The sequence below is a fragment of the Enterobacter sp. ECC-175 genome (assembly GCF_043968675.1).
Lineage (GTDB): Bacteria > Pseudomonadota > Gammaproteobacteria > Enterobacterales > Enterobacteriaceae > Enterobacter.
Genome location: NZ_CP143776.1, coordinates 149,367 through 172,536, shown reverse-complemented (window position 1 = coordinate 172,536; position 23,170 = coordinate 149,367). Strand labels below are relative to the sequence as shown.

Sequence of the window (23,170 nt, the reverse complement as noted above, 5' to 3'; positions counted from 1 at the left end):
GGGATAGCAATGGAATTAGTATTGAAAGACGCGCAGAGCGCGCTGACTGTTTCCGAAACTACCTTCGGTCGTGATTTCAACGAAGCGCTGGTTCACCAGGTTGTTGTTGCTTATGCAGCTGGTGCTCGTCAGGGTACTCGTGCTCAGAAGACTCGTGCTGAAGTAACTGGTTCTGGCAAAAAGCCATGGCGCCAGAAAGGTACCGGCCGTGCGCGTTCAGGTTCTATCAAGAGCCCGATCTGGCGTTCAGGTGGCGTGACCTTCGCTGCGCGTCCACAGGACCACAGTCAAAAAGTTAACAAAAAGATGTACCGCGGCGCGCTGAAAAGCATTCTGTCCGAACTGGTACGTCAGGATCGTCTGATCGTTGTCGAGAAGTTCTCTGTAGAAGCGCCTAAAACTAAGCTGCTGGCACAGAAACTGAAAGACATGGCTCTGGAAGATGTGCTGATCATCACCGGTGAGCTGGACGAAAACCTGTTCCTGGCTGCGCGCAACCTGCATAAGGTTGACGTACGCGATGCGACTGGTATCGACCCGGTTAGCCTGATCGCCTTCGACAAAGTCGTAATGACTGCTGATGCTGTTAAGCAAGTTGAGGAGATGCTGGCATGATTCGTGAAGAACGTCTGCTGAAGGTGCTTCGCGCACCGCACGTTTCTGAAAAAGCGTCTACTGCGATGGAAAAAACAAACACCATCGTTCTCAAAGTTGCTAAAGACGCGACCAAAGCAGAGATCAAAGCTGCTGTGCAGAAACTGTTTGAAGTCGAAGTCGAAGTCGTTAACACCCTGGTAGTTAAAGGGAAAGTTAAACGTCACGGACAGCGTATCGGTCGTCGTAGCGACTGGAAAAAAGCTTACGTCACCCTGAAAGAAGGCCAGAACCTGGACTTCGTTGGCGGCGCTGAGTAAGTCGGAGGAGTAATACAATGGCAGTTGTTAAATGTAAACCGACATCTCCGGGTCGTCGCCACGTAGTTAAAGTGGTTAACCCTGAGCTGCACAAGGGCAAACCTTTTGCTCCGTTGCTGGAAAAAAACAGCAAATCCGGTGGTCGTAACAACAATGGCCGTATCACCACTCGTCACATCGGTGGTGGCCACAAGCAGGCTTATCGTATTGTTGACTTCAAACGCAACAAAGACGGTATCCCAGCAGTTGTTGAGCGTCTTGAGTACGATCCGAACCGTTCCGCGAACATCGCGCTGGTTCTGTACAAAGATGGCGAGCGCCGTTACATTCTGGCCCCTAAAGGCCTGAAAGCTGGCGACCAGATTCAGTCTGGCGTTGATGCTGCAATCAAAGCAGGTAACACCCTGCCGATGCGCAATATCCCGGTTGGTTCTACCGTTCATAACGTAGAAATGAAACCAGGTAAAGGCGGTCAGCTGGCACGTTCCGCTGGTACTTACGTTCAGATCGTTGCGCGTGATGGTGCTTATGTCACCCTGCGTCTGCGTTCTGGTGAAATGCGTAAAGTCGAAGCAGACTGCCGCGCTACTCTGGGCGAAGTTGGCAATGCTGAGCATATGCTGCGCGTTCTGGGTAAAGCAGGTGCTGCACGCTGGCGTGGTGTTCGTCCTACCGTTCGCGGTACAGCGATGAACCCAGTCGATCACCCACATGGTGGTGGTGAAGGTCGTAACTTTGGTAAGCACCCGGTAACTCCGTGGGGCGTTCAGACCAAAGGTAAGAAGACCCGCAGCAACAAGCGTACTGATAAATTTATCGTACGTCGCCGTAGCAAATAATTTTAGAGGATAAGCCATGCCACGTTCTCTCAAGAAAGGTCCTTTTATTGACCTGCACTTGCTGAAGAAGGTAGAGAAAGCGGTGGAAAGCGGAGACAAGAAGCCCCTGCGCACTTGGTCCCGTCGTTCAACGATCTTTCCTAACATGATCGGTTTGACCATCGCTGTCCATAATGGTCGTCAGCACGTTCCAGTCTTTGTTACCGACGAAATGGTTGGTCACAAACTGGGTGAATTCGCACCGACTCGTACTTATCGCGGCCACGCTGCTGATAAAAAAGCGAAGAAGAAATAAGGTAGGAGGAAGAGATGGAAACTTTAGCTCAACATCGCCATGCTCGTCCTTCTGCACAGAAGGTTCGCCTTGTTGCTGACCTGATTCGCGGTAAGAAAGTGTCGCAGGCCCTGGACATCCTGACCTATACCAACAAGAAAGCTGCGGTATTGGTCAAGAAAGTACTGGAATCTGCCATTGCTAACGCTGAACACAACGATGGCGCTGACATCGACGATCTGAAAGTCGCGAAAATTTTCGTAGATGAAGGCCCAAGCATGAAGCGCATTATGCCGCGTGCGAAAGGTCGTGCAGATCGCATCCTGAAGCGCACCAGCCACATTACTGTGGTTGTGTCCGATCGCTGAGACTCTGGAGACTAGCAATGGGTCAGAAAGTACATCCTAATGGTATTCGCCTGGGTATTGTAAAACCATGGAACTCTACCTGGTTTGCGAACACCAAAGAATTCGCTGACAACCTGGACAGCGATTTTAAAGTACGTCAGTACCTGACTAAGGAACTGGCTAAAGCGTCTGTATCTCGTATCGTTATCGAGCGTCCAGCTAAGAGCATCCGTGTGACTATTCACACTGCTCGTCCTGGCATCGTTATCGGTAAGAAAGGCGAAGACGTAGAAAAACTGCGCAAGGTCGTAGCGGATATCGCTGGCGTTCCTGCACAGATCAATATCGCTGAAGTTCGTAAGCCTGAACTGGACGCTAAATTGGTTGCTGATAGCATCACTTCACAGCTGGAACGTCGTGTTATGTTCCGTCGTGCTATGAAGCGTGCTGTACAGAACGCAATGCGTCTGGGCGCTAAAGGTATCAAAGTTGAAGTTAGCGGCCGTCTGGGCGGCGCGGAAATCGCACGTACCGAATGGTACCGCGAAGGTCGCGTACCGCTGCACACTCTGCGTGCTGACATCGACTACAACACCTCTGAAGCGCACACCACTTACGGTGTAATCGGCGTTAAGGTATGGATCTTCAAAGGTGAGATCCTGGGTGGTATGGCTGCTGTTGAACAACCGGAAAAACCGGCTGCTCAACCTAAAAAGCAGCAGCGTAAAGGCCGTAAATAAGGAGCGTCGCTGATGTTACAACCAAAGCGTACAAAATTCCGTAAAGTGCACAAAGGCCGCAACCGTGGTCTGGCGCAGGGTACGGATGTTAGCTTCGGCACTTTCGGTCTGAAAGCTGTTGGCCGTGGGCGTCTGACTGCACGTCAGATCGAAGCAGCACGTCGTGCAATGACCCGTGCAGTTAAGCGTCAAGGTAAAATTTGGATCCGTGTATTCCCGGACAAACCAATTACCGAGAAGCCGCTGGAAGTTCGTATGGGTAAAGGTAAAGGTAACGTGGAGTACTGGGTTGCCTTGATTCAGCCGGGTAAAGTCCTGTATGAAATGGACGGTGTTCCGGAAGAGCTGGCCCGTGAAGCCTTCGGCCTGGCAGCAGCGAAACTGCCTATCAAAACCACCTTTGTAACTAAGACGGTGATGTAATGAAAGCAAAAGAGCTGCGTGAAAAAAGCGTTGAAGAGCTGAACGCTGAGCTGCTGAACCTGCTGCGTGAGCAGTTCAACCTGCGTATGCAGGCTGCAAGTGGCCAGCTGCAACAGACTCACCTGCTGAAGCAAGTGCGTCGCAATGTTGCGCGCGTTAAGACTTTACTGACTCAGAAGGCGGGTGCGTAATGACCGATAAAATCCGTACTCTGCAAGGTCGTGTTGTTAGCGACAAAATGGAGAAATCCATTGTTGTAGCTATCGAACGTATTGTGAAACACCCGATCTACGGTAAATTCATCAAACGTACGACCAAACTGCACGTACATGACGAGAACAACGAATGTGGTATCGGCGACAAGGTTGAAATCCGTGAATGCCGTCCACTGTCCAAGACTAAGTCCTGGACGCTGGTTCGCGTTGTAGAGAAAGCGGTTCTGTAATAGAGTACGCATTCTCAATACGAATAAACGGCTCAGCGATGAGCCGTTTATTTTTTCTACCCATATTGCAGAAGCGGTGTTATAATGCCGCGCCCTCGATATGGGGCTTTTTAACGGCTCTGATTTTAGAGTCTCAGGTAGTAGTTGACATTAGCGGAGCACTAAAATGATCCAAGAACAGACTATGCTGAACGTCGCCGACAACTCCGGTGCACGTCGCGTAATGTGTATCAAGGTTCTGGGTGGCTCGCACCGTCGCTACGCAGGCGTAGGCGACATCATCAAGATCACCATCAAGGAAGCAATTCCACGTGGTAAGGTCAAAAAAGGTGATGTGCTGAAGGCGGTAGTGGTGCGCACCAAGAAGGGTGTTCGTCGCCCTGACGGTTCTGTCATTCGCTTCGATGGTAATGCATGCGTTATTTTAAACAATAACAGCGAGCAGCCTATCGGCACGCGTATCTTTGGGCCGGTAACTCGTGAACTTCGTACTGAAAAGTTCATGAAAATTATCTCTCTGGCACCAGAAGTACTCTAAGGAGCGAATCATGGCAGCGAAAATCCGTCGTGATGACGAAGTTATCGTGTTAACCGGTAAAGATAAAGGTAAACGCGGTAAAGTAAAAAATGTTCTGTCTTCCGGCAAACTCGTCGTTGAAGGTATCAACCTGGTTAAGAAACATCAGAAGCCGGTTCCGGCCCTGAACCAACCAGGTGGCATCGTTGAAAAAGAAGCTGCTATTCAGGTTTCTAACGTTGCTCTCTTCAATGCGGCTACCGGCAAGGCTGACCGTGTAGGCTTTAGATTCGAAGACGGCAAAAAAGTCCGTTTCTTCAAATCTACAAGTGAAACTATCAAGTAATTTGGAGTAGTACGATGGCGAAACTGCATGATTACTACAAAGACGAAGTAGTTAACAAACTCATGACTGAGTTTAACTACAATTCTGTCATGCAAGTCCCTCGGGTCGAGAAGATCACCCTGAACATGGGTGTTGGTGAAGCGATCGCTGACAAGAAACTGCTGGATAACGCAGCAGCTGACCTGACAGCAATCTCCGGTCAAAAGCCGTTGATCACCAAAGCACGCAAATCAGTTGCAGGCTTCAAAATCCGTCAGGGCTATCCGATCGGCTGTAAAGTAACTCTGCGTGGCGAACGCATGTGGGAGTTCTTTGAGCGCCTGATCACTATTGCTGTTCCACGTATCCGTGACTTCCGTGGCCTGTCCGCTAAGTCTTTCGACGGTCGTGGTAACTACAGCATGGGTGTCCGTGAGCAGATCATCTTCCCAGAAATCGACTACGATAAAGTCGACCGCGTGCGTGGTTTGGATATTACCATTACCACTACTGCGAAATCTGACGAAGAAGGCCGTGCTCTGCTGGCTGCCTTTGACTTCCCGTTCCGCAAGTAAGGTAGGGTTACTGAATGGCTAAGCAATCAATGAAAGCACGCGAAGTAAAGCGCGTAGCTTTAGCTGATAAATTCTTCGCTAAACGCGCTGAACTGAAAGCGATCATTTCTGATGTGAACGCTTCCGACGAAGATCGTTGGAATGCGGTTCTCAAGCTGCAGTCTCTGCCGCGTGATTCCAGCCCGTCTCGTCAGCGTAACCGCTGTCGTCAAACAGGTCGTCCACATGGTTATGTGGGCAAGTTTGGGTTGAGCCGTATCAAACTGCGTGAAGCCGCCATGCGCGGTGAAGTACCAGGCTTGAAAAAGGCTAGCTGGTAATTACCAATTGAATCACGGGAGTAAAGACAGATGAGCATGCAAGATCCGATCGCGGATATGCTGACCCGTATCCGTAACGGTCAGGCCGCGAACAAAGTTGCGGTCACCATGCCTTCCGCCAAGCTGAAAGTGGCAATTGCCAACGTGCTGAAGGAAGAAGGTTTTATCGAAGATTTTAAAGTTGAAGGCGACACCAAGCCGGAACTGGAACTTACTCTCAAGTATTTCCAGGGTAAAGCTGTTGTAGAAAGCATTCAGCGTGTCAGCCGCCCAGGCCTGCGCATCTATAAGAAAAAAGATGAGCTGCCTAAAGTTATGGCTGGTCTGGGTATCGCAGTTGTTTCTACCTCTAAAGGTGTTATGACTGATCGTGCAGCGCGCCAAGCTGGTCTTGGTGGCGAAATTATCTGCTACGTAGCCTAATCGGAGGAAAGAATGTCTCGTGTTGCTAAAGCACCGGTCGTTATTCCTGCCGGCGTTGATGTAAAAATCGACGGTCAGGTTATTACGATCAAAGGTAAAAATGGCGAGCTGACTCGTACCCTCAACAAAGCTGTTGAAGTTAAACATGCAGACAACGCTCTGACCTTCGGTCCACGTGATGGTTTCGTGGATGGATGGGCTCAGGCTGGTACCGCGCGTGCCCTGCTGAACTCAATGGTTGTTGGTGTTACCGAAGGCTTCACTAAAAAGCTTCAGCTGGTTGGTGTAGGTTATCGTGCAGCGATCAAAGGGAATGCAGTAGGCCTGTCTCTGGGCTTCTCACACCCTGTTGAGCATCCGCTGCCGGCCGGTATCACTGCAGAATGTCCGACTCAGACAGAAATCGTGCTGAAAGGTGCTGATAAACAGCTGATCGGTCAGGTTGCAGCAGATCTGCGCGCCTACCGTCGTCCTGAGCCTTATAAAGGCAAGGGTGTTCGTTACGCCGACGAAGTCGTGCGTACCAAAGAGGCTAAGAAGAAGTAAGGTAACACTATGGATAAGAAATCTGCTCGTATCCGTCGTGCGACCCGCGCACGCCGCAAGCTCAAAGAGCTTGGTGCAACTCGCCTGGTGGTACATCGTACCCCGCGTCATATTTACGCACAGGTAATTGCACCGAACGGTTCTGAAGTTCTGGTAGCTGCTTCTACTGTAGAAAAAGCTATCTCAGAACAATTGAAGTACACCGGTAACAAAGACGCTGCTGCAGCTGTAGGTAAAGCTGTTGCTGAACGCGCTCTGGAAAAAGGCATCAGCAATGTATCCTTTGACCGTTCCGGGTTCCAATATCATGGTCGTGTCCAGGCACTGGCAGATGCTGCCCGTGAAGCTGGCCTTCAGTTCTAAGGTAGAGGTGTAAGATGGCTCACATCGAAAAACAGGCTGGCGAACTGCAGGAAAAGCTGATCGCGGTTAACCGCGTATCTAAAACCGTTAAAGGTGGTCGTATTTTCTCCTTCACAGCTCTGACTGTTGTTGGTGATGGTAATGGTCGCGTTGGTTTTGGTTACGGTAAAGCGCGTGAAGTTCCAGCAGCGATCCAGAAAGCGATGGAAAAAGCCCGTCGCAATATGATTAATGTCGCGCTGAACAACGGTACCCTGCAGCACCCAGTTAAAGGTGTTCACACGGGTTCTCGTGTATTCATGCAGCCAGCTTCAGAAGGTACCGGTATCATCGCCGGTGGTGCAATGCGCGCCGTTCTGGAAGTTGCTGGAGTTCATAACGTTCTGGCTAAAGCATATGGTTCCACCAACCCGATCAACGTGGTTCGTGCAACTATTGATGGCCTGGAAAATATGAATTCTCCAGAAATGGTCGCTGCCAAGCGTGGTAAATCCGTTGAAGAAATTCTGGGGTAATTGACCATGGCAAAGACTATTAAAATCACTCAAACCCGCAGTGCAATCGGTCGTCTGCCGAAACACAAGGCAACGCTGCTTGGCCTGGGTCTGCGTCGTATTGGTCATACCGTTGAGCGCGAGGATACTCCTGCTGTTCGTGGTATGGTCAACGCGGTTTACTTCATGGTTAAAGTTGAGGAGTAAGAGATGCGTTTAAATACTCTGTCTCCGGCCGAAGGCTCTAAAAAGGCGGGTAAACGCCTGGGTCGTGGTATCGGTTCTGGCCTCGGCAAAACCGGTGGTCGTGGTCACAAAGGTCAGAACTCTCGTTCTGGCGGTGGCGTACGTCGCGGTTTCGAGGGTGGCCAGATGCCACTGTACCGTCGTCTGCCGAAGTTCGGCTTCACCTCTCGCAAAGCAGCGATCACAGCGGAAATCCGTCTGTCTGACCTGGCGAAAGTTGAAGGCGGCGTTGTAGACCTGAACACGCTGAAAGCAGCAAACATTATCGGTATCCAGATCGAGTTCGCGAAAGTGATCCTGGCTGGTGAAGTTTCTACTCCGGTAACTGTTCGTGGCCTGCGTGTTACTAAAGGTGCTCGTGCTGCTATCGAAGCTGCTGGCGGTAAAATTGAGGAATAAGTAGCAGATGGCTAAGCAACCGGGATTAGATTTTCAAAGTGCCAAAGGTGGATTTGGCGAGCTGAAACGCAGACTGCTGTTTGTTATCGGCGCGCTGATTGTGTTCCGTGTTGGCTCTTTTATTCCGATCCCTGGTATCGATGCCGCTGTACTTGCCAAACTGCTTGAGCAACAGCGAGGCACCATCATTGAAATGTTTAACATGTTCTCTGGTGGTGCTCTCAGCCGTGCTTCTATCTTTGCGCTGGGTATTATGCCGTATATTTCGGCATCTATTATTATCCAGCTGCTGACGGTCGTTCATCCGGCCCTGGCAGAGTTGAAGAAAGAAGGGGAGTCTGGACGTCGTAAGATTAGTCAGTACACCCGTTACGGTACTCTGGTGCTGGCCATATTCCAGTCGATCGGTATTGCTACCGGTCTTCCGAATATGCCTGGTATGCAAGGCCTGGTGTTAAACCCGGGCTTTGCATTCTATTTCACTGCTGTTGTAAGTCTGGTCACAGGAACGATGTTCCTGATGTGGCTCGGCGAACAGATAACTGAGCGTGGTATCGGTAACGGTATTTCGATCATTATCTTCGCTGGTATCGTTGCGGGTCTCCCGCCGGCCATCGCCCATACTATCGAGCAAGCGCGTCAAGGCGACCTGCACTTCCTCCTGTTGCTGTTGGTTGCAGTATTAGTATTTGCAGTGACGTTCTTTGTTGTCTTCGTAGAACGTGGTCAACGCCGCATTGTGGTGAACTACGCTAAACGTCAACAAGGTCGTCGTGTCTATGCTGCACAGAGCACACATTTACCGCTGAAAGTGAATATGGCGGGGGTTATCCCGGCTATCTTTGCTTCCAGTATTATTCTGTTCCCAGCGACCATCGCGTCATGGTTCGGGGGCGGGACTGGTTGGAACTGGCTGACAACAATTTCGCTGTATTTGCAGCCTGGGCAACCACTTTATGTGTTACTCTATGCGTCTGCGATCATCTTCTTCTGTTTCTTCTACACGGCGTTGGTTTTCAACCCGCGTGAAACAGCAGATAACCTGAAGAAGTCCGGTGCATTTGTACCAGGAATTCGTCCGGGAGAGCAAACGGCGAAGTATATCGATAAAGTAATGACTCGCCTGACTTTGGTTGGTGCGCTTTATATTACTTTTATCTGCCTGATCCCGGAGTTCATGCGTGATGCGATGAAAGTGCCGTTCTATTTCGGTGGAACCTCGCTGCTTATCGTTGTTGTCGTGATTATGGACTTTATGGCTCAAGTGCAAACTCTGATGATGTCCAGTCAGTATGAGTCTGCATTGAAGAAGGCGAACCTTAAAGGCTACGGCCGCTAATAGGTCGTCTGAGAAGTTACGGAGAGTAAAAATGAAAGTTCGTGCTTCCGTCAAGAAATTATGCCGTAACTGCAAAATCGTTAAGCGTGATGGTGTCATCCGTGTGATTTGCAGTGCCGAGCCGAAGCATAAACAGCGCCAAGGCTGATTATTTCGCATATTTTTCTTGCAAAGTTGGGTTGAGCTGGCTAGATTAGCCAGCCAATCTTTTGTATGTCTGTACGTTTCCATTTGAGTATCCTGAAAACGGGCTTTTCAGCATGGTGCGTACATATTAAATAGTAGGAGTGCATAGTGGCCCGTATAGCAGGCATTAACATTCCTGATCAGAAACATGCTGTGATCGCATTAACTTCGATCTATGGCGTCGGCAAGACCCGTTCTAAAGCCATTCTGGCTGCAGCGGGTATCGCTGAAGATGTTAAGATCAGTGAGCTGTCTGAAGAACAAATCGACACGCTGCGTGACGAAGTTGCCAAATTTGTCGTTGAAGGTGATCTGCGCCGTGAAATCAGCATGAGCATCAAGCGCCTGATGGATCTTGGTTGCTATCGCGGTTTGCGTCATCGTCGTGGTCTGCCAGTGCGCGGTCAGCGTACTAAGACCAACGCACGTACCCGTAAGGGTCCGCGCAAACCGATCAAGAAATAATCGGGGTGATTGAATAATGGCAAAGGCACCAGTTCGTGCACGTAAACGTGTAAGAAAACAAGTCTCTGACGGCGTGGCTCATATCCATGCTTCTTTCAACAACACCATCGTTACTATTACTGATCGTCAGGGTAACGCATTGGGTTGGGCAACAGCCGGTGGTTCCGGTTTCCGTGGTTCTCGCAAATCCACTCCGTTTGCAGCTCAGGTTGCAGCAGAGCGTTGCGCTGAAGCCGTAAAAGAATACGGCATCAAGAATCTGGAAGTTATGGTTAAAGGTCCGGGTCCGGGTCGTGAATCTACTGTTCGCGCTCTGAACGCCGCTGGTTTCCGCATCACTAATATTACTGATGTGACTCCGATCCCTCATAACGGTTGTCGTCCGCCGAAAAAACGTCGCGTATAACGCTCCGTTTTTTAGGTTAGTTGGAGATAGAAAATGGCAAGATATTTGGGTCCTAAGCTCAAGCTGAGCCGTCGTGAGGGCACCGACTTATTCCTTAAGTCTGGCGTTCGCGCGATCGATACCAAGTGTAAAATTGAACAAGCTCCTGGCCAGCACGGTGCGCGTAAACCGCGTCTGTCTGACTATGGTGTGCAGTTGCGTGAAAAGCAAAAAGTTCGCCGTATGTACGGTGTGCTGGAGCGTCAGTTCCGTAACTACTATAAAGAAGCAGCACGTCTGAAAGGCAACACAGGTGAAAACCTGTTGGCCCTGCTGGAAGGTCGTCTGGACAACGTTGTATACCGTATGGGCTTCGGCGCTACTCGTGCTGAATCACGCCAGTTGGTTAGCCACAAAGCAATCATGGTAAACGGTCGTGTTGTTAACATCGCTTCTTATCAGGTTAAAGCGAATGACGTTGTTAGCATTCGTGAGAAAGCGAAAAAGCAATCTCGCGTGAAAGCCGCTCTGGAGCTGGCTGAGCAGCGTGAAAAGCCAACCTGGCTGGAAGTTGATGCTGGCAAGATGGAAGGTACGTTCAAGCGTCAGCCAGAACGTTCTGATCTGTCTGCGGACATTAACGAACACCTGATCGTCGAGCTTTACTCCAAGTAAAGCTTAGTACCAAAGAGAGGACACAATGCAGGGTTCTGTGACAGAGTTTCTAAAACCGCGCCTGGTAGATATCGAGCAAGTGAGTTCGACGCACGCCAAGGTGACCCTTGAGCCTTTAGAGCGTGGCTTTGGCCATACTCTGGGTAACGCACTGCGCCGTATTCTGCTCTCATCGATGCCGGGTTGCGCGGTGACCGAGGTTGAGATTGATGGTGTACTTCATGAGTACAGCACCAAAGAAGGCGTTCAGGAAGATATCCTTGAAATCCTGCTCAACCTGAAAGGGCTGGCGGTGAGAGTTCAGGGTAAAGATGAAGTTATTCTTACTCTGAATAAATCTGGCATTGGCCCTGTGACTGCAGCCGACATCACCCACGACGGTGATGTTGAAATCGTCAAGCCGCAGCACGTGATCTGCCACCTGACCGATGAAAACGCAGCTATTAGCATGCGTATCAAAGTTCAGCGCGGTCGTGGTTATGTGCCGGCTTCTGCCCGAATTCATTCGGAAGAAGATGAGCGCCCAATCGGCCGTCTGCTGGTCGACGCATGCTACAGCCCTGTAGAGCGTATTGCCTACAATGTTGAAGCAGCGCGTGTAGAACAGCGTACCGACCTGGACAAGCTGGTCATCGAAATGGAAACCAACGGCACAATCGATCCTGAAGAGGCGATTCGTCGTGCGGCAACCATCCTGGCAGAACAACTGGAAGCTTTCGTTGACTTACGTGATGTACGTCAGCCGGAAGTGAAAGAAGAGAAACCAGAATTCGATCCGATCCTGCTGCGCCCTGTTGACGATCTCGAGTTGACTGTCCGCTCTGCTAACTGCCTCAAGGCAGAAGCTATCCACTATATCGGTGATCTGGTACAGCGTACCGAGGTTGAGTTGCTGAAAACGCCAAACCTGGGTAAAAAATCTCTTACCGAGATTAAAGACGTGCTGGCTTCACGTGGTCTGTCTCTGGGCATGCGCCTGGAAAACTGGCCACCGGCAAGCATTGCTGACGAGTAACCGGATCACAGGTTAAGGTTTTACTGAGAAGGATAAGGTCATGCGCCATCGTAAGAGTGGTCGTCAACTGAACCGCAACAGCAGCCATCGCCAGGCTATGTTCCGCAACATGGCAGGTTCACTGGTTCGTCATGAAATCATCAAGACGACCCTGCCTAAAGCGAAAGAGCTGCGTCGCGTAGTTGAGCCGCTGATTACTCTTGCCAAGACTGACAGCGTTGCTAATCGTCGTCTGGCATTCGCCCGTACTCGTGATAACGAGATCGTGGCAAAACTGTTTAACGAACTGGGCCCGCGTTTCGCGAGCCGTGCCGGTGGTTACACTCGTATTCTTAAGTGTGGCTTCCGTGCAGGCGACAACGCGCCGATGGCTTACATCGAGCTGGTTGATCGTTCAGAATCTAAAGCAGAAGCTGCTGCAGAGTAATCTGTAGTAACGTAAAAAAACCCGCCTCGGCGGGTTTTTTTATACCTGCACTATCCTCACACTTCTACAATGTCTGTATCTTTTCTGAACATACCTGGAGTGCATCATGTGGCTGCTAGACCAGTGGGCGGAACGACATATCAGCGATGCCCAAAAGAGAGGTGAACTAGATCACCTACGCGGTAGTGGCGAACCGTTAGTTCTGGATGACGATTCGCATATACCCACTGAGTTACGCGCGGGATATCGATTACTCAAAAATGCTGGCTGCTTACCCCCTGAGCTTGAACTTCGCAGAGAGGCGGTTGGGTTAAACGATCTGATTAAAGGGATACAAAAGGACGATCCCCGGCATGCTGAAATGAGTCGCCAACTGACACTTATCGAATTTAAGCTTCGACAGGCCGGAATGAACACTGACTTTTTACACGGTGAATATTGTGAAAAATTAATGCAGAGAATAAACGAGGAATAGCTATGTATCGTATCGGTGAGCTTGCAAAGCTCGCGAACGTCACGCCGGATACCATCCGTTATTACGAAAAGCAGCAGATGATCGATCATGAGCTCAGAACTGAAGGTGGGTTCAGGCTTTATACCGATAACGATCTGCAGCGCTTGCGGTTTATCCGATATGCGCGACAGCTGGGCTTCACGCTTGAATCGATACGGGAACTGTTGTCGATCCGTATCGATCCTCAACACCATACCTGTCAGGAGTCTAAAAGCATTGTCCAGGCCAGGCTTGATGAAGTTGAAGAGCGCATTCAGGAACTTCAGGCTATGCAGCGGTCACTGCAAAGATTAAATGATGCATGCTGCGGCACTGCCCATAGCAGTATTTATTGCTCTATTCTTGAAGCTCTTGAACAGGGCGCAAGCGGCGAATCACAGGTTCGTTGATTTTCAGCCTGCTCAGATCTAGACTGCCGTCGATATCAATATAATCAGGAGAAACTATGAGCCGCTATCAGCATACCAAAGGACAAATTAAGGATAACGCCATTGAGGCACTGCTTCACGATCCGCTTTTCAGGCAACGTATTGAGAAGAATAAAAAAGGAAAAGGGAGCTATCTGCGTAAAGATAAACATGCAAAACGGGGTAACTGGGAGGCCAGTGGCAAGCAAGCGATTCGCTTATTTACCACTGGCCTTCCGGCTTTTTGGTGCTGATTAAGAGCGGTTATTCTGCTCTTTTAACAAATCACGGATTTCACTCAGCAACACTTCTTCTTTAGACAGTGCTGCAGGCGCAGCTGCAGGTTCTTCTTTTTTACGGTTAAGCTTGTTGATGAGCTTGATGGCCATAAAAATGGCGAACGCCACAATCACAAAATCAAACACATTCTGGATAAACACGCCGTAATGCATTACGACGGCAGGAATATCTCCCTGAGCCTCGCGAAGCGTAACGGCAAACTGTTTAAAATCGATGCCACCGATCAGCAACCCTAAAGGTGGCATAATAATGTCGGCAACTAAAGATGAAACGATCTTACCGAACGCTGCACCAATAATGACACCCACCGCCAAATCCACCACATTCCCGCGCATCGCAAATTCGCGAAATTCTTTAATAATGCTCATTTTGTTCTCCTTGTGCCAGCTGACGATTATAAGTTTAACAAATGATTAGCTAATTTCCATCGAGGATAAATAATCGTTATGGAAATAATAGGCATGATTATGAGAGGGTTAATATTCAGGTGCTCTGGAATGAGCACCTGCTTCCTACAGGAAGAACGGACTAGGCTGGAATAAACGTTCTACGTCGGTAATAAATTTTTTGTCAGTAAGGAACATGATGACGTGGTCGCCTTGCTCAATTCGTAAATTATCATTGGCAATCATGACATCATTTCCGCGAACAACCGCCCCGATAATAGTGCCCGGCGGCAGTTTAATCTCATCAATAGAACGCCCCACGACGCGTGATGTGGTTTCATCACCGTGTGCCACCGCTTCAATGGCTTCTGCAACGCCGCGGCGAAGTGACGAAACGCCAACGATATCCGCTTTACGGACGTGGCTAAGCAGGGCCGAAATTGTTGCCTGCTGCGGTGAAATGGCAATATCAATTACGCTGCCTTGAACCAAGTCAACATAAGCCTTGCGCTGGATAAGCACCATGACCTTTTTTGCCCCCATACGCTTGGCGAGCATGGCGGACATAATATTCGCCTCGTCATCGTTGGTGACGGCAATAAAAAGATCGACTTGATCGATATGCTCTTCGGCAAGCAGCTCTTGATCCGATGCGTCACCGTAAAAGACGATCGTATTCTGCAGTTTTTCAGCGAGCTCGGCAGCGCGCTGTTGATTGCGTTCGATCAGCTTCACGCTGTAGTCTTTCTCAAGACGATGTGCAAGCCCCGCCCCGATGTTCCCCCCGCCGACCAGCATGATGCGCTTATACGGCTTTTCCAGGCGCTGAAGTTCGCTCATTACCGCGCGAATGTGCTGGGAGGCTGCGATAAAGAAGACTTCGTCTCCGGCCTCTACAATCGTAGAACCTTGCGGACGAATAGGACGGTCGTGACGGAAAATGGCGGCGACGCGCGTATCGATATGCGGCATGTGCTCGCGCATCGTAGACAGTGCGTTGCCGATCAGGGGACCGCCGTAATAGGCTTTCACTACGGCCAGGCTGACTTTACCTTCAGCAAAGTTAACGACCTGCAAAGCGCCCGGATATTCGATCAGGCGGTAAATGTTGTCGATAACCAGCTGCTCAGGAGCAATAAGGTGATCGATAGGAACCGCTTCGGAATTAAACAGCTTTTCAGCGTCCCGGACATAATCCGGTGAGCGAATGCGCGCAATCCTGTTCGGCGTATTAAAAAGCGAGTAGGCCACCTGGCACGCCACCATATTGGTCTCATCAGAGCTAGTAACCGCAACAAGCATATCGGCATCGTCGGCACCAGCTTCACGCAGCACGCGGGGATGGGAACCGTGCCCTTGTACCACGCGAAGGTCAAATTTGTCCTGCAAAACGCGTAGACGATCGCCATTGGTGTCAACAATCGTGATGTCGTTGTTTTCGCCAACAAGGTTTTCAGCCAGCGTACCGCCAACCTGCCCTGCGCCCAGAATGATAATTTTCATATCTCGTGACCTGTTCTCAACATCACTCTTTGATTAGCTTAGCGTAAAAGAAACCATCACCCTCTTCAGCGCCAGGCAGGTTTTGCTTGCCGGGACGTTCTGGCGTACCCGTGCCTTGCAGTGAAGCATCCGCTGTGCGTTTGAGGAAAGCCGCAATTTGCTGGCTGTTCTCTTCGGGCAGGATGGAGCAGGTTGCATACACCAGCGTACCGCCCGATTTCAAATGCGGCCATATGGCGTCCAGGATCTCAGATTGCAGCTGGGCAAGTTCTTTAATGTCGCGATCGCGGCGGAGCCACTTTATATCAGGATGACGGCGAATCACGCCGGTTGCAGAACAAGGGGCATCCAGTAAGATTCGATCGAACTTAGCCTCACCGCACCATTCTGCAGGCGTGCGGCCATCGCCTTGCTTGACCTGCGCTTTCATTCCCAGACGTTTAAGGTTGTCGTAAACGCGCGACAGGCGCTGCTCGTCAACATCTACCGCCATGACGTCAGCCTGCGGAGCGACTTCAAGAATATGCGTTGTTTTACCGCCAGGGGCAGCACAAAGGTCAAGAATGTGCTCACCGTTTTTGGGCTCAAGCCAGGTCATACATCCTTGCGCCGAGGCGTCCTGCACGGTTACCCAACCTTCATCGAAGCCAGGCAAAGCATGCACGGGAGCAGGAGACGCTAAACGCACCGCATCAGGGTAATCTGCATGCGTGAATCCACTCATTCCTGCTTCTTCCAGCAGAGCCAGCCATTCATCACGAGAATGGTGGCCGCGGTTAACGCGTAGCCACATCGGCGGACGCTGATTATTGGCGTCCACAATCTCTTGCCACTGTTGAGGATAGGCTTTTTTCAAACGGTTAAGCAGCCAGTCCGGGTGCAGGAAGCGTTTTTCGCTTTGGGAAAACGCTTCTAAAAGCTCTTCCTGCTGGCGCTGAAACTGACGCAGAACGCCGTTGATGAGCCCCTTGAGCTGGGGGCGTTTAATCACAACGGCGCCTTCAACTGTTTCTGCCAGTGCGGCATGCGCAGGTATGCGCGTGTGGAGAAGCTGATAAAAACCGACCATGATCATGTAGTGCACGGTACGCTGCTTTCCCGTCATAGGACGTGACATGAGCTTAGCAATTAGCCACTCAAGCTGAGAGAGGGTGCGCAGCACGCCGAAACACAGTTCCTGCAGCAACGCTTTATCTTTATCGGACACTTTTTGCTGCAGCGGAGGCAGGACATTGCTCAACGACTGGCCTTGTTCAACCACTTTTTCAACGGCCTGCGCCGCCAGACTGCGTAGATTTTGTTTTTTCATAAACGTAAAAATAAAAATGCCCGGAACACCGGGCGTTAAGGAGTCATTCACTCAGGCAAGACGATTGCCAGGAATGAACCATTCGCGACGGGAATTTAGGAGATCCTGAGCGCTCATCGCTTTCTTGCCTGCCGGCTGAAGCGACTCAAGATTCAAAATACCGTCCACGGTAGCAACCTGAATGCCTTGCTTGTTTGCATCGATGATAGTGCCTGGTGCGGCAGCGACGGTTTTATCGATGACGGAGGCTTTCCAGATTTTGACCGGCTGGTCATCAACCATCATCCAGCTCATCGGCCATGGATTAAATGCGCGAATGCAGCGCTCAAGCTGAGCCGCAGGAAGCGACCAGTCAATTTGAGCCTCTTCTTTGCTCAGCTTTTCTGCATAGGTCACCAGCGATTCATCCTGAACTTCCGGCGTTGCCGTATTATCTGCGAGTTGCTGCAAGGTTTCTATCAGACCCATGGGTCCGAGCGCTGCCAGTTTGTCATACAGACTGGCACTGGTGTCTTCATCCGTGATTGGGCAGGCTAATTTGTAAAGCATGTCACCCGTATCTAAGCCCACGTCCATCTTCATAATTGTGACGCCGGTTTCACTATCTCCAGCCCATAGAGAACGTTGGATAGGCGCCGCACCTCGCCAGCGCGGGAGCAGTGACCCGTGAACGTTAACGCAGCCTAAGCGCGGCATCTCAAGCACCGCTTTTGGCAGAATTAAACCGTAAGCCACAACCACCATCACGTCGGCATTAAGCTCGGCAACCAGCTGCTGGTTTTCCTGGGGGCGTAAAGAGGCTGGCTGAAAAACAGGTAATCCGTGCTCTTCCGCCAGCATTTTTACCGGACTTGGCATGAGCTTTTTACCGCGACCCGCCGGGCGGTCCGGCTGGGTGAATACGCCTACGACCTGATGTCCAGAAGAGAGCAGCGCGTCTAGATGACGCGCTGCAAAATCAGGAGTACCTGCGAAGATTATGCGTAGTGTTTTAGACACGTTATTCCTTGTATCCTGGGGATGTTATGCGCGGGAACGCATACGATCCAGCTTCTCTACTTTCTGACGAATGCGCTGCTGTTTCAGAGGAGAAAGATAATCAATAAACAGTTTACCGACCAGGTGGTCCATCTCGTGCTGAATACAAATTGCCAGCAGGTCGTCCGCTTCCAGTTCGAATGGATTACCGTCACGATCCAGGGCGCGAATCTTCACTTTTTCTGCACGAGGAACTAAAGCGCGCTGTTCAGGAATGGACAAACAGCCTTCCTCAATACCCGTCTCACCGCTTTTTTCAAGCAGCTCGGGGTTGATCAGCACCAGACGATCATCGCGATTCTCAGAGACGTCGATCACGATGATGCGCTTGTGAATGTCCACCTGGGTTGCCGCAAGGCCAATACCTTCTTCGGCGTACATGGTATCGAACATATCATCGACGATACGCTGGATTTCTGCATTCACTTCTTTAACCGGTTCAGCGACGATGCGAAGGCGCTCGTCCGGAATATGTAACACTTGCAAAACTGCCATAAATTTCCAGAGTCGTGTTCAGGAGTTGATAAGAATATTATCTCTATTCTAGACAAATCCCCCCTCGATTGACAGCATCAGTGACCAATCGCAAAGATTGCTGAGGCTGCTTATGGCAGGGAAAAGGATGACGTCAACAGAGATATGGTTACGGCTTATTGATATAGGTTCGTTATGCGGCGATAAAATGCTAACGGCGGCACAAACGCTGCTTAGTAAAAGCATAATTGATGTTGCCACCGTTAGAGAATCGGGATTGTCAGCCGGGCAGGCCAGGAAGTTCTTTGTATCAGACGAGAGCGCGCTTGAACGCAGTCTGAAATGGCTCGAACAGCCGGGTCATTATCTTCTTACTGCCAACGATCCTCTCTATCCTCCACTGCTGCGTACCCTTCCCGATTATCCCGGAGCGTTGTTTGTGAAAGGGAATGTCGAAGCACTTAATAGCCTTCAGCTGGCAGTCGTTGGCAGCCGCGTTCCTTCCTGGTACGGTCAGCGGTGGGGAAAAATCTTGTGTGAGTCGCTCTCGCAGTGTGGTTTTACGATAACCAGCGGACTTGCCTGCGGTATAGACGGTGTAGCTCACAACGGGGCGCTTTCGGCAAATGGGCGTAGCGTGGCGGTGCTAGGTAATGGGCTTTTCAGCGTGTATCCGCGTCGTCATCACAGTCTGGCAGACCGACTTATCGCATCCGGGGGAGCGATAGTGTCTGAGTTTTCACTGCCAACGCAGCCCCGGCCGGGTAATTTTCCGCGCCGTAACCGTATCATCAGCGGGTTGAGCCAGGGAGTCCTGGTTGTGGAGGCTGCAATACGCAGCGGTTCTCTCGTGACAGCCAGGTGTGCTTTGGAGCAGGGCCGTGAAGTCTTTGCGCTTCCCGGCCCGATCGGAAACCCAGGCTGTGAAGGTCCCCACTGGCTAATAAAACAAGGCGCCACGCCTGTAACCTGTATCGGCGATATTCTTGAAAATTTGCAGCAAGGCTTGAAGTGGCTGCCAGAACCGCCTGAAAAGGGAGATAATTCACCTAATCAGGGCAGGGTAGCATTGCCATTTCCTAAGCTCCTGGCTAACGTAGGAGATGAGGTAACACCTGTTGACGTTGTCGCTGAACGTGCCGGCCAACCTGTGCCAGTAACGGTAGCACAGCTACTCGAACTGGAGTTAGCAGGGTGGATCGCAGCTGTACCCGGCGGCTATGTCCGATTAAGGAGGGCAAGCCATGTTCGACGTACTGATGTATTTGTTTGAGACTTACATCCATAACGAAGCAGAAATGCGAGTGGATCAGGACAAATTGACACGGGATCTTACCGATGCGGGATTTGAGCGGGAAGATATTTATAATGCGTTGATGTGGCTGGAGAAGCTGGCGGATTATCAGGATGGCCTTGTCGAGCCGATGCAGTTAGCTTCTGACCCGCTGTCTGTACGCATTTATACCGCCGAAGAGTGTGAAAGGTTGGATGCCAGTTGCCGAGGGTTTGTCTTATTCCTCGAGCAAATTCAGGTGCTAAACCTCGAAACGAGAGAGATGGTGATAGAGCGCGTCATGGCGCTGGATACGGCAGAATTTGAACTGGAGGATCTCAAGTGGGTCATCCTTATGGTTCTGTTTAATATTCCAGGCTGTGAAAATGCCTATCAGCAAATGGAAGAATTACTCTTTGAAGTGAATGAAGGTATGCTGCACTGATTCAATGTGCAGCACCAAGAGTTGTTATGGCCAAATCAGCACTATTCACGGTGCATAAAAATGAGCCCTGCCCACAGTGTGGGGCTGAACTAGTTATTCGGTCCGGGAAACACGGTCCGTTTCTCGGGTGTTCACAGTATCCGGAATGTGATTATGTCCGTCCCCTGAAAAGCCAGGCGGATGGACATATCGTTAAAATTCTGGAGGGGCAGTTTTGCCCACTCTGCAGCGGTGACCTCGCTCTGCGGCAGGGACGTTATGGGATGTTTATTGGCTGTAGCCGCTATCCCGAGTGTGAACATACGGAACAAATCGATAAGCCTGATGAAACGGCAATTGCTTGCCCTCAATGTCAGCAGGGGCAGTTGGTACAACGGCGTTCTCGTTTTGGTAAGACCTTCCATTCTTGCGATCGTTATCCTGAATGTCAGTTCGTTATCAATTTTAAACCAGTAACGGGCGTCTGCCCTCACTGCAAGTACCCGCTACTTATAGAAAAGAAAACCGCGCAAGGTATGAAACGCTTTTGCGCCAGTAAACAATGTGGAAAGCCGATTTTGGCGGATCAAAACAGTGAATAATAACCTGCCCTCAGGCTCTGTCGCACATGCTGTGGCCGTCCTGAAAAATGAAGAAGTCATCGCCTATCCAACCGAAGCCGTTTTTGGCGTAGGTTGCGATCCTGACAGCGAGGCGGCCGTAAGCCGCCTGCTGGCGCTTAAACAAAGACCTGTTGAGAAAGGGCTTATACTGATTGCCGCTAATTATGAGCAGCTCAAGCCTTACATTGATGATTCCATGCTTACGCCGGTGCAGCGGGAGACAATCTTCTCGGCGTGGCCTGGGCCTGTCACCTTTGTCTTCCCCGCGAAGCCTTCAACGCCGCGCTGGTTGACCGGGCGCTTTGACTCCCTTGCAGTTCGCGTAACCAATCATCCTCTGGTGGTGGAACTGTGTCTGGCGTTTGGCAAACCGCTGGTCTCGACCAGCGCAAATTTAACCGGGTTACCGCCTTGCCGTACAACCGAAGAAGTGCTGGCCCAGTTCGGCGATGATTTTCCGGTAGCGGCTGGTGAAACCGGCGGACGCCTGAATCCATCGGAAATACGGGACGCTTTAACCGGGGAACGCTTTCGCCAGGGGTAATATTTATGGAAACCTACGCTGTTTTTGGTAATCCGATTGCGCATAGCAAGTCGCCGTCTATTCATCAGCAGTTTGCCGCCCAGCTCCAGATAGACCATCCCTATGGTCGCGTTTTGGCCCCCGTTGATGCATTTATTCCAACGCTGAATGCTTTTTTTGATGCAGGCGGTAAAGGGGCAAATGTTACGGTACCTTTTAAGGAAGCCGCTTGCGAACGTGCGGATGAGCTAACCGAGCGGGCGTCCCTTGCCGGCGCAGTCAATACCCTTAAGCGCCTTGAAGATGGGCGCCTTCTGGGAGATAACACTGATGGCATTGGTTTATTGAGCGATCTTGAGAGACTGTCATTTATCAAACCGGGCTTTCGGATCCTGCTCATTGGCGCGGGTGGAGCATCAAGAGGCGTGCTGCTGCCGCTCCTTTCGCTTGATTGCGCGGTAACGATTACCAACAGGACGTTTTCAAAAGCGGAAGATTTGGCTGGATTGTTTGCACATACAGGCAGCGTGAGCGCGGTAGCGCTTGAGGATCTGGCCGACCGTGAATTTAATCTTATCATTAATGCCACCTCAAGCGGCATCGCTGGAGAAGTGCCGGCGCTTCCTGCTTCGCTTGTAAGCAGCCATATCTATTTCTACGACATGTTCTATCAAAAGGGTAAAACGCCTTTCCTGAACTGGTGTGAACAACACGGCGCAAAACATTTGGCCGATGGTCTGGGTATGCTGGTGGGCCAGGCGGCCCATGCGGTGCTGCTCTGGCACGGTATGTTACCGGAGGTTGAACCGGTGATCGAAAAACTGAAGCAGGAATTAATGGCGTGAATCAGGCGATCCACTTTCCTGACAGAGAAACATGGGACGAAGCCAGGCAAGCGGTCTGTTTTCCGGTGCTGGTGCATGGCATGCAGCTGACATGTGCGGTGACTGGGGAAACGCTGCGGAGTCGGTTTGGCGGCGTAGATCCGTTAAAAATATTTTGTGAAAATCGCTGGGATCTGGAAGAAGAAGCCAGCGATTTAATCCGCGATGGGCAGGAAGACGATCAGGGCTGGATCTGGTTATCCTGAGCCAGATACTCATCCTTCCATCGTACGTAATTGTTCGCGGAATATTTCAACCCTTTGAGCTCTGCCTCTTTTAAGGGGCGGATCTGTTTAATCGGACTGCCTAAATAGAGATAACCGCTTTCGAGTCGTTTGTTTTGTGGGACAAGGCTGCCCGCGCCGATCATTACGTCATCTTCTATTATTGCACCATCCAGCAAAATTGACCCCATCCCTACCAGTACCCGGTTGCCAATAGTGCAACCGTGGAGCATCACCTTATGACCAACGGTAACATCATCCCCGATAATGAGTGGGTTGCCTGCCGGATTGTATGAAGATTTATGCGTCACATGCAGAACGCTGCCGTCCTGAATGTTGGTCCGTGCTCCAATGGATACGTGGTTCACATCTCCCCTAATCGCAACCAGTGGCCAGATACTCACGTCATTGGCCATTCTGACATCCCCGATAACGACGCTGCTGACGTCGATCATCACGCGATCGCCTGTTTGGGGGAACAGATCTTTATAAGGACGTAATACTGCAGACATATCTACCTCGATAAATGAGTGCTATCTATAAGAGAAGACTTTGATCGCATTGTTGGATCGAGGCAAGGTAAAATACGTCAATATTTAAGCAAAT

40 protein-coding genes and 1 pseudogene are annotated in these 23,170 nt (G+C 50.6%); 35 read left to right on the top strand and 6 right to left on the bottom strand.

What is annotated here, in order from left to right:
• The first annotated feature begins 9 nt into the window (after window positions 1-9).
• From rplD to V1599_RS00780, 29 genes and pseudogenes are all read left to right on the top strand, one after another.
• Complete coding sequence (gene rplD, locus V1599_RS00920; protein WP_000424395.1) at window positions 10-615, top strand: 50S ribosomal protein L4; 606 nt, start codon at window positions 10-12, stop codon at window positions 613-615.
• A complete protein-coding gene (rplW, locus tag V1599_RS00915; RefSeq protein ID WP_000617546.1) occupies window positions 612-914 on the top strand; it encodes a 50S ribosomal protein L23 in 303 nt (100 codons plus the stop codon). The genes rplD and rplW overlap by 4 nt, the downstream gene beginning before the upstream one ends.
• A gap of 17 nt (window positions 915-931) precedes the next feature.
• The gene (gene rplB, locus V1599_RS00910; protein WP_000301859.1) at window positions 932-1,753 is read left to right on the top strand and encodes a 50S ribosomal protein L2; all 822 of its coding nucleotides are present in this window, start codon (window positions 932-934) and stop codon (window positions 1,751-1,753) included.
• Window positions 1,754-1,769: 16 nt separating this feature from the next.
• Complete coding sequence (rpsS, locus tag V1599_RS00905) at window positions 1,770-2,048, top strand: 30S ribosomal protein S19 (RefSeq protein WP_001138117.1); 279 nt, start codon at window positions 1,770-1,772, stop codon at window positions 2,046-2,048.
• 14 nt (window positions 2,049-2,062) lie between these two features.
• The gene (gene rplV / locus V1599_RS00900; protein ID WP_395300884.1) at window positions 2,063-2,395 is read left to right on the top strand and encodes a 50S ribosomal protein L22; all 333 of its coding nucleotides are present in this window, start codon (window positions 2,063-2,065) and stop codon (window positions 2,393-2,395) included.
• Window positions 2,396-2,412: 17 nt separating this feature from the next.
• Window positions 2,413-3,114: a 30S ribosomal protein S3 gene (rpsC, locus tag V1599_RS00895; protein WP_000529945.1), complete on the top strand. Its 702-nt coding sequence runs from the start codon at window positions 2,413-2,415 to the stop codon at window positions 3,112-3,114.
• A 12-nt stretch (window positions 3,115-3,126) separates the two neighbouring features.
• Complete coding sequence (gene rplP, locus V1599_RS00890) at window positions 3,127-3,537, top strand: 50S ribosomal protein L16 (RefSeq protein WP_002919759.1); 411 nt, start codon at window positions 3,127-3,129, stop codon at window positions 3,535-3,537.
• Window positions 3,537-3,728: a 50S ribosomal protein L29 gene (gene rpmC / locus V1599_RS00885; protein ID WP_003863282.1), complete on the top strand. Its 192-nt coding sequence runs from the start codon at window positions 3,537-3,539 to the stop codon at window positions 3,726-3,728. Before rplP ends, rpmC begins: the two co-directional genes overlap by 1 nt.
• Window positions 3,728-3,982, top strand: a complete 255-nt coding sequence (gene rpsQ, locus V1599_RS00880) for a 30S ribosomal protein S17 (protein WP_008503489.1) — start codon at window positions 3,728-3,730, stop codon at window positions 3,980-3,982. The genes rpmC and rpsQ overlap by 1 nt, the downstream gene beginning before the upstream one ends.
• Before the next feature lie 166 nt (window positions 3,983-4,148).
• Window positions 4,149-4,520, top strand: coding sequence for a 50S ribosomal protein L14 (rplN, locus tag V1599_RS00875; protein WP_002919748.1), 372 nt, complete (start codon window positions 4,149-4,151; stop codon window positions 4,518-4,520).
• A 10-nt stretch (window positions 4,521-4,530) separates the two neighbouring features.
• A complete protein-coding gene (gene rplX, locus V1599_RS00870; RefSeq protein WP_006178919.1) occupies window positions 4,531-4,845 on the top strand; it encodes a 50S ribosomal protein L24 in 315 nt (104 codons plus the stop codon).
• A 14-nt stretch (window positions 4,846-4,859) separates the two neighbouring features.
• Window positions 4,860-5,399 (top strand): 50S ribosomal protein L5, encoded by a 540-nt coding sequence (gene rplE, locus V1599_RS00865; RefSeq protein WP_001096206.1) that lies wholly within the window; start codon window positions 4,860-4,862, stop codon window positions 5,397-5,399.
• Between the two features lie 14 nt (window positions 5,400-5,413).
• Complete coding sequence (gene rpsN, locus V1599_RS00860) at window positions 5,414-5,719, top strand: 30S ribosomal protein S14 (RefSeq protein WP_003863291.1); 306 nt, start codon at window positions 5,414-5,416, stop codon at window positions 5,717-5,719.
• 30 nt (window positions 5,720-5,749) lie between these two features.
• Window positions 5,750-6,142: a 30S ribosomal protein S8 gene (rpsH, locus tag V1599_RS00855; RefSeq protein ID WP_006178918.1), complete on the top strand. Its 393-nt coding sequence runs from the start codon at window positions 5,750-5,752 to the stop codon at window positions 6,140-6,142.
• 12 nt (window positions 6,143-6,154) lie between these two features.
• Window positions 6,155-6,688 (top strand): 50S ribosomal protein L6, encoded by a 534-nt coding sequence (gene rplF / locus V1599_RS00850; protein WP_003863296.1) that lies wholly within the window; start codon window positions 6,155-6,157, stop codon window positions 6,686-6,688.
• A 9-nt stretch (window positions 6,689-6,697) separates the two neighbouring features.
• Complete coding sequence (gene rplR, locus V1599_RS00845) at window positions 6,698-7,051, top strand: 50S ribosomal protein L18 (RefSeq protein WP_003863297.1); 354 nt, start codon at window positions 6,698-6,700, stop codon at window positions 7,049-7,051.
• A gap of 14 nt (window positions 7,052-7,065) precedes the next feature.
• Window positions 7,066-7,566: a 30S ribosomal protein S5 gene (gene rpsE, locus V1599_RS00840; RefSeq protein ID WP_003863299.1), complete on the top strand. Its 501-nt coding sequence runs from the start codon at window positions 7,066-7,068 to the stop codon at window positions 7,564-7,566.
• A 6-nt stretch (window positions 7,567-7,572) separates the two neighbouring features.
• Window positions 7,573-7,752: a 50S ribosomal protein L30 gene (gene rpmD / locus V1599_RS00835; RefSeq protein ID WP_003863301.1), complete on the top strand. Its 180-nt coding sequence runs from the start codon at window positions 7,573-7,575 to the stop codon at window positions 7,750-7,752.
• 3 nt (window positions 7,753-7,755) lie between these two features.
• Window positions 7,756-8,190 carry a 50S ribosomal protein L15 gene (rplO, locus tag V1599_RS00830; RefSeq protein ID WP_003863304.1) on the top strand — a complete coding sequence of 145 codons (435 nt, stop codon included), beginning with the start codon at window positions 7,756-7,758 and terminating at the stop codon, window positions 8,188-8,190.
• 7 nt (window positions 8,191-8,197) lie between these two features.
• A complete protein-coding gene (gene secY / locus V1599_RS00825; RefSeq protein ID WP_014171896.1) occupies window positions 8,198-9,529 on the top strand; it encodes a preprotein translocase subunit SecY in 1,332 nt (443 codons plus the stop codon).
• Window positions 9,530-9,560: 31 nt separating this feature from the next.
• Window positions 9,561-9,677 carry a 50S ribosomal protein L36 gene (gene rpmJ, locus V1599_RS00820; protein ID WP_000868187.1) on the top strand — a complete coding sequence of 39 codons (117 nt, stop codon included), beginning with the start codon at window positions 9,561-9,563 and terminating at the stop codon, window positions 9,675-9,677.
• Window positions 9,678-9,823: 146 nt separating this feature from the next.
• On the top strand, window positions 9,824-10,180 hold the full coding sequence (gene rpsM / locus V1599_RS00815) for a 30S ribosomal protein S13 (protein ID WP_003863308.1): 357 nt from the start codon (window positions 9,824-9,826) through the stop codon (window positions 10,178-10,180).
• A 16-nt stretch (window positions 10,181-10,196) separates the two neighbouring features.
• Entirely contained in the window at window positions 10,197-10,586 is a 390-nt protein-coding gene (rpsK, locus tag V1599_RS00810; protein ID WP_003863312.1) for a 30S ribosomal protein S11, read from the top strand.
• Between the two features lie 33 nt (window positions 10,587-10,619).
• A complete protein-coding gene (gene rpsD / locus V1599_RS00805) occupies window positions 10,620-11,240 on the top strand; it encodes a 30S ribosomal protein S4 (protein WP_004868345.1) in 621 nt (206 codons plus the stop codon).
• 25 nt (window positions 11,241-11,265) lie between these two features.
• Window positions 11,266-12,255 carry a DNA-directed RNA polymerase subunit alpha gene (locus V1599_RS00800; protein ID WP_002919219.1) on the top strand — a complete coding sequence of 330 codons (990 nt, stop codon included), beginning with the start codon at window positions 11,266-11,268 and terminating at the stop codon, window positions 12,253-12,255.
• A 40-nt stretch (window positions 12,256-12,295) separates the two neighbouring features.
• Complete coding sequence (gene rplQ / locus V1599_RS00795) at window positions 12,296-12,682, top strand: 50S ribosomal protein L17 (RefSeq protein WP_001216372.1); 387 nt, start codon at window positions 12,296-12,298, stop codon at window positions 12,680-12,682.
• 106 nt (window positions 12,683-12,788) lie between these two features.
• Window positions 12,789-13,157, top strand: coding sequence for a DUF1992 domain-containing protein (locus tag V1599_RS00790; protein WP_395300883.1), 369 nt, complete (start codon window positions 12,789-12,791; stop codon window positions 13,155-13,157).
• A gap of 2 nt (window positions 13,158-13,159) precedes the next feature.
• On the top strand, window positions 13,160-13,585 hold the full coding sequence (gene zntR / locus V1599_RS00785) for a Zn(2+)-responsive transcriptional regulator (RefSeq protein ID WP_395300882.1): 426 nt from the start codon (window positions 13,160-13,162) through the stop codon (window positions 13,583-13,585).
• 56 nt (window positions 13,586-13,641) lie between these two features.
• Window positions 13,642-13,922, top strand: a pseudogene (locus V1599_RS00780) (alternative ribosome-rescue factor A).
• On the opposite strand, the gene mscL reads toward V1599_RS00780, so the two are convergent.
• The 5 genes from mscL to def all read right to left on the bottom strand — a co-directional run bounded on the left by mscL (window position 13,858) and on the right by def (window position 18,634).
• Window positions 13,858-14,271 (bottom strand): large-conductance mechanosensitive channel protein MscL, encoded by a 414-nt coding sequence (mscL, locus tag V1599_RS00775; protein ID WP_395300881.1) that lies wholly within the window; start codon window positions 14,269-14,271, stop codon window positions 13,858-13,860. The pseudogene V1599_RS00780 and the gene mscL sit on opposite strands and share 65 nt — an antisense overlap.
• Window positions 14,272-14,415: 144 nt before the next feature.
• Entirely contained in the window at window positions 14,416-15,792 is a 1,377-nt protein-coding gene (gene trkA, locus V1599_RS00770; RefSeq protein ID WP_395300880.1) for a Trk system potassium transporter TrkA, read from the bottom strand.
• A gap of 22 nt (window positions 15,793-15,814) precedes the next feature.
• Complete coding sequence (rsmB, locus tag V1599_RS00765; RefSeq protein ID WP_395301551.1) at window positions 15,815-17,101, bottom strand: 16S rRNA (cytosine(967)-C(5))-methyltransferase RsmB; 1,287 nt, start codon at window positions 17,099-17,101, stop codon at window positions 15,815-15,817.
• 51 nt (window positions 17,102-17,152) lie between these two features.
• Window positions 17,153-18,100: a methionyl-tRNA formyltransferase gene (gene fmt, locus V1599_RS00760; RefSeq protein ID WP_395300879.1), complete on the bottom strand. Its 948-nt coding sequence runs from the start codon at window positions 18,098-18,100 to the stop codon at window positions 17,153-17,155.
• Between the two features lie 24 nt (window positions 18,101-18,124).
• Window positions 18,125-18,634 carry a peptide deformylase gene (def, locus tag V1599_RS00755; RefSeq protein ID WP_395300878.1) on the bottom strand — a complete coding sequence of 170 codons (510 nt, stop codon included), beginning with the start codon at window positions 18,632-18,634 and terminating at the stop codon, window positions 18,125-18,127.
• A gap of 127 nt (window positions 18,635-18,761) precedes the next feature.
• On the opposite strand from def, the gene dprA reads away from it, so the two are divergent.
• Genes dprA through V1599_RS00725 form a run of 6 tightly spaced genes read left to right on the top strand, consistent with a single transcriptional unit; the run spans window position 18,762 to window position 22,546 of the window.
• Entirely contained in the window at window positions 18,762-19,886 is a 1,125-nt protein-coding gene (gene dprA, locus V1599_RS00750; protein WP_395300877.1) for a DNA-protecting protein DprA, read from the top strand.
• The gene (smg, locus tag V1599_RS00745) at window positions 19,858-20,331 is read left to right on the top strand and encodes a DUF494 family protein Smg (RefSeq protein ID WP_112013188.1); all 474 of its coding nucleotides are present in this window, start codon (window positions 19,858-19,860) and stop codon (window positions 20,329-20,331) included. Before dprA ends, smg begins: the two co-directional genes overlap by 29 nt.
• Window positions 20,332-20,357: 26 nt before the next feature.
• Complete coding sequence (locus V1599_RS00740; RefSeq protein WP_112013189.1) at window positions 20,358-20,912, top strand: type I DNA topoisomerase; 555 nt, start codon at window positions 20,358-20,360, stop codon at window positions 20,910-20,912.
• Window positions 20,905-21,477 (top strand): L-threonylcarbamoyladenylate synthase type 1 TsaC, encoded by a 573-nt coding sequence (tsaC, locus tag V1599_RS00735; RefSeq protein ID WP_112013190.1) that lies wholly within the window; start codon window positions 20,905-20,907, stop codon window positions 21,475-21,477. Before V1599_RS00740 ends, tsaC begins: the two co-directional genes overlap by 8 nt.
• A 5-nt stretch (window positions 21,478-21,482) precedes the next feature.
• Window positions 21,483-22,301 (top strand): shikimate dehydrogenase, encoded by an 819-nt coding sequence (gene aroE, locus V1599_RS00730; protein WP_395300876.1) that lies wholly within the window; start codon window positions 21,483-21,485, stop codon window positions 22,299-22,301.
• Window positions 22,298-22,546, top strand: coding sequence for a DUF1488 domain-containing protein (locus V1599_RS00725; protein WP_395300875.1), 249 nt, complete (start codon window positions 22,298-22,300; stop codon window positions 22,544-22,546). Before aroE ends, V1599_RS00725 begins: the two co-directional genes overlap by 4 nt.
• On the opposite strand, the gene V1599_RS00720 is transcribed toward V1599_RS00725, so the two are convergent.
• A complete protein-coding gene (locus tag V1599_RS00720) occupies window positions 22,522-23,076 on the bottom strand; it encodes a gamma carbonic anhydrase family protein (protein ID WP_395300874.1) in 555 nt (184 codons plus the stop codon). The two genes, V1599_RS00725 and V1599_RS00720, sit on opposite strands and share 25 nt — an antisense overlap.
• Between the last annotated feature and the right edge of the window lie 94 nt (window positions 23,077-23,170).

What these genes read in the sequence shown, in the direction of transcription:
- rplD (WP_000424395.1), top strand. Translation starts at nt 10, where the DNA reads ATGGAATTAGTATTGAAAGACGCGCAGAGCGCGCTGACTGTTTCCGAA.
- rplW (WP_000617546.1), top strand. Translation starts at nt 612, where the DNA reads ATGATTCGTGAAGAACGTCTGCTGAAGGTGCTTCGCGCACCGCACGTT.
- rplB (WP_000301859.1), top strand. Translation starts at nt 932, where the DNA reads ATGGCAGTTGTTAAATGTAAACCGACATCTCCGGGTCGTCGCCACGTA.
- rpsS (WP_001138117.1), top strand. Translation starts at nt 1,770, where the DNA reads ATGCCACGTTCTCTCAAGAAAGGTCCTTTTATTGACCTGCACTTGCTG.
- rplV (WP_395300884.1), top strand. Translation starts at nt 2,063, where the DNA reads ATGGAAACTTTAGCTCAACATCGCCATGCTCGTCCTTCTGCACAGAAG.
- rpsC (WP_000529945.1), top strand. Translation starts at nt 2,413, where the DNA reads ATGGGTCAGAAAGTACATCCTAATGGTATTCGCCTGGGTATTGTAAAA.
- rplP (WP_002919759.1), top strand. Translation starts at nt 3,127, where the DNA reads ATGTTACAACCAAAGCGTACAAAATTCCGTAAAGTGCACAAAGGCCGC.
- rpmC (WP_003863282.1), top strand. Translation starts at nt 3,537, where the DNA reads ATGAAAGCAAAAGAGCTGCGTGAAAAAAGCGTTGAAGAGCTGAACGCT.
- rpsQ (WP_008503489.1), top strand. Translation starts at nt 3,728, where the DNA reads ATGACCGATAAAATCCGTACTCTGCAAGGTCGTGTTGTTAGCGACAAA.
- rplN (WP_002919748.1), top strand. Translation starts at nt 4,149, where the DNA reads ATGATCCAAGAACAGACTATGCTGAACGTCGCCGACAACTCCGGTGCA.
- rplX (WP_006178919.1), top strand. Translation starts at nt 4,531, where the DNA reads ATGGCAGCGAAAATCCGTCGTGATGACGAAGTTATCGTGTTAACCGGT.
- rplE (WP_001096206.1), top strand. Translation starts at nt 4,860, where the DNA reads ATGGCGAAACTGCATGATTACTACAAAGACGAAGTAGTTAACAAACTC.
- rpsN (WP_003863291.1), top strand. Translation starts at nt 5,414, where the DNA reads ATGGCTAAGCAATCAATGAAAGCACGCGAAGTAAAGCGCGTAGCTTTA.
- rpsH (WP_006178918.1), top strand. Translation starts at nt 5,750, where the DNA reads ATGAGCATGCAAGATCCGATCGCGGATATGCTGACCCGTATCCGTAAC.
- rplF (WP_003863296.1), top strand. Translation starts at nt 6,155, where the DNA reads ATGTCTCGTGTTGCTAAAGCACCGGTCGTTATTCCTGCCGGCGTTGAT.
- rplR (WP_003863297.1), top strand. Translation starts at nt 6,698, where the DNA reads ATGGATAAGAAATCTGCTCGTATCCGTCGTGCGACCCGCGCACGCCGC.
- rpsE (WP_003863299.1), top strand. Translation starts at nt 7,066, where the DNA reads ATGGCTCACATCGAAAAACAGGCTGGCGAACTGCAGGAAAAGCTGATC.
- rpmD (WP_003863301.1), top strand. Translation starts at nt 7,573, where the DNA reads ATGGCAAAGACTATTAAAATCACTCAAACCCGCAGTGCAATCGGTCGT.
- rplO (WP_003863304.1), top strand. Translation starts at nt 7,756, where the DNA reads ATGCGTTTAAATACTCTGTCTCCGGCCGAAGGCTCTAAAAAGGCGGGT.
- secY (WP_014171896.1), top strand. Translation starts at nt 8,198, where the DNA reads ATGGCTAAGCAACCGGGATTAGATTTTCAAAGTGCCAAAGGTGGATTT.
- rpmJ (WP_000868187.1), top strand. Translation starts at nt 9,561, where the DNA reads ATGAAAGTTCGTGCTTCCGTCAAGAAATTATGCCGTAACTGCAAAATC.
- rpsK (WP_003863312.1), top strand. Translation starts at nt 10,197, where the DNA reads ATGGCAAAGGCACCAGTTCGTGCACGTAAACGTGTAAGAAAACAAGTC.
- rpsD (WP_004868345.1), top strand. Translation starts at nt 10,620, where the DNA reads ATGGCAAGATATTTGGGTCCTAAGCTCAAGCTGAGCCGTCGTGAGGGC.
- V1599_RS00800 (WP_002919219.1), top strand. Translation starts at nt 11,266, where the DNA reads ATGCAGGGTTCTGTGACAGAGTTTCTAAAACCGCGCCTGGTAGATATC.
- rplQ (WP_001216372.1), top strand. Translation starts at nt 12,296, where the DNA reads ATGCGCCATCGTAAGAGTGGTCGTCAACTGAACCGCAACAGCAGCCAT.
- V1599_RS00790 (WP_395300883.1), top strand. Translation starts at nt 12,789, where the DNA reads ATGTGGCTGCTAGACCAGTGGGCGGAACGACATATCAGCGATGCCCAA.
- zntR (WP_395300882.1), top strand. Translation starts at nt 13,160, where the DNA reads ATGTATCGTATCGGTGAGCTTGCAAAGCTCGCGAACGTCACGCCGGAT.
- mscL (WP_395300881.1), bottom strand. Translation starts at nt 14,271, where the DNA reads ATGAGCATTATTAAAGAATTTCGCGAATTTGCGATGCGCGGGAATGTG.
- trkA (WP_395300880.1), bottom strand. Translation starts at nt 15,792, where the DNA reads ATGAAAATTATCATTCTGGGCGCAGGGCAGGTTGGCGGTACGCTGGCT.
- rsmB (WP_395301551.1), bottom strand. Translation starts at nt 17,101, where the DNA reads ATGAAAAAACAAAATCTACGCAGTCTGGCGGCGCAGGCCGTTGAAAAA.
- def (WP_395300878.1), bottom strand. Translation starts at nt 18,634, where the DNA reads ATGGCAGTTTTGCAAGTGTTACATATTCCGGACGAGCGCCTTCGCATC.
- dprA (WP_395300877.1), top strand. Translation starts at nt 18,762, where the DNA reads ATGACGTCAACAGAGATATGGTTACGGCTTATTGATATAGGTTCGTTA.
- smg (WP_112013188.1), top strand. Translation starts at nt 19,858, where the DNA reads ATGTTCGACGTACTGATGTATTTGTTTGAGACTTACATCCATAACGAA.
- V1599_RS00740 (WP_112013189.1), top strand. Translation starts at nt 20,358, where the DNA reads ATGGCCAAATCAGCACTATTCACGGTGCATAAAAATGAGCCCTGCCCA.
- aroE (WP_395300876.1), top strand. Translation starts at nt 21,483, where the DNA reads ATGGAAACCTACGCTGTTTTTGGTAATCCGATTGCGCATAGCAAGTCG.
- V1599_RS00720 (WP_395300874.1), bottom strand. Translation starts at nt 23,076, where the DNA reads ATGTCTGCAGTATTACGTCCTTATAAAGATCTGTTCCCCCAAACAGGC.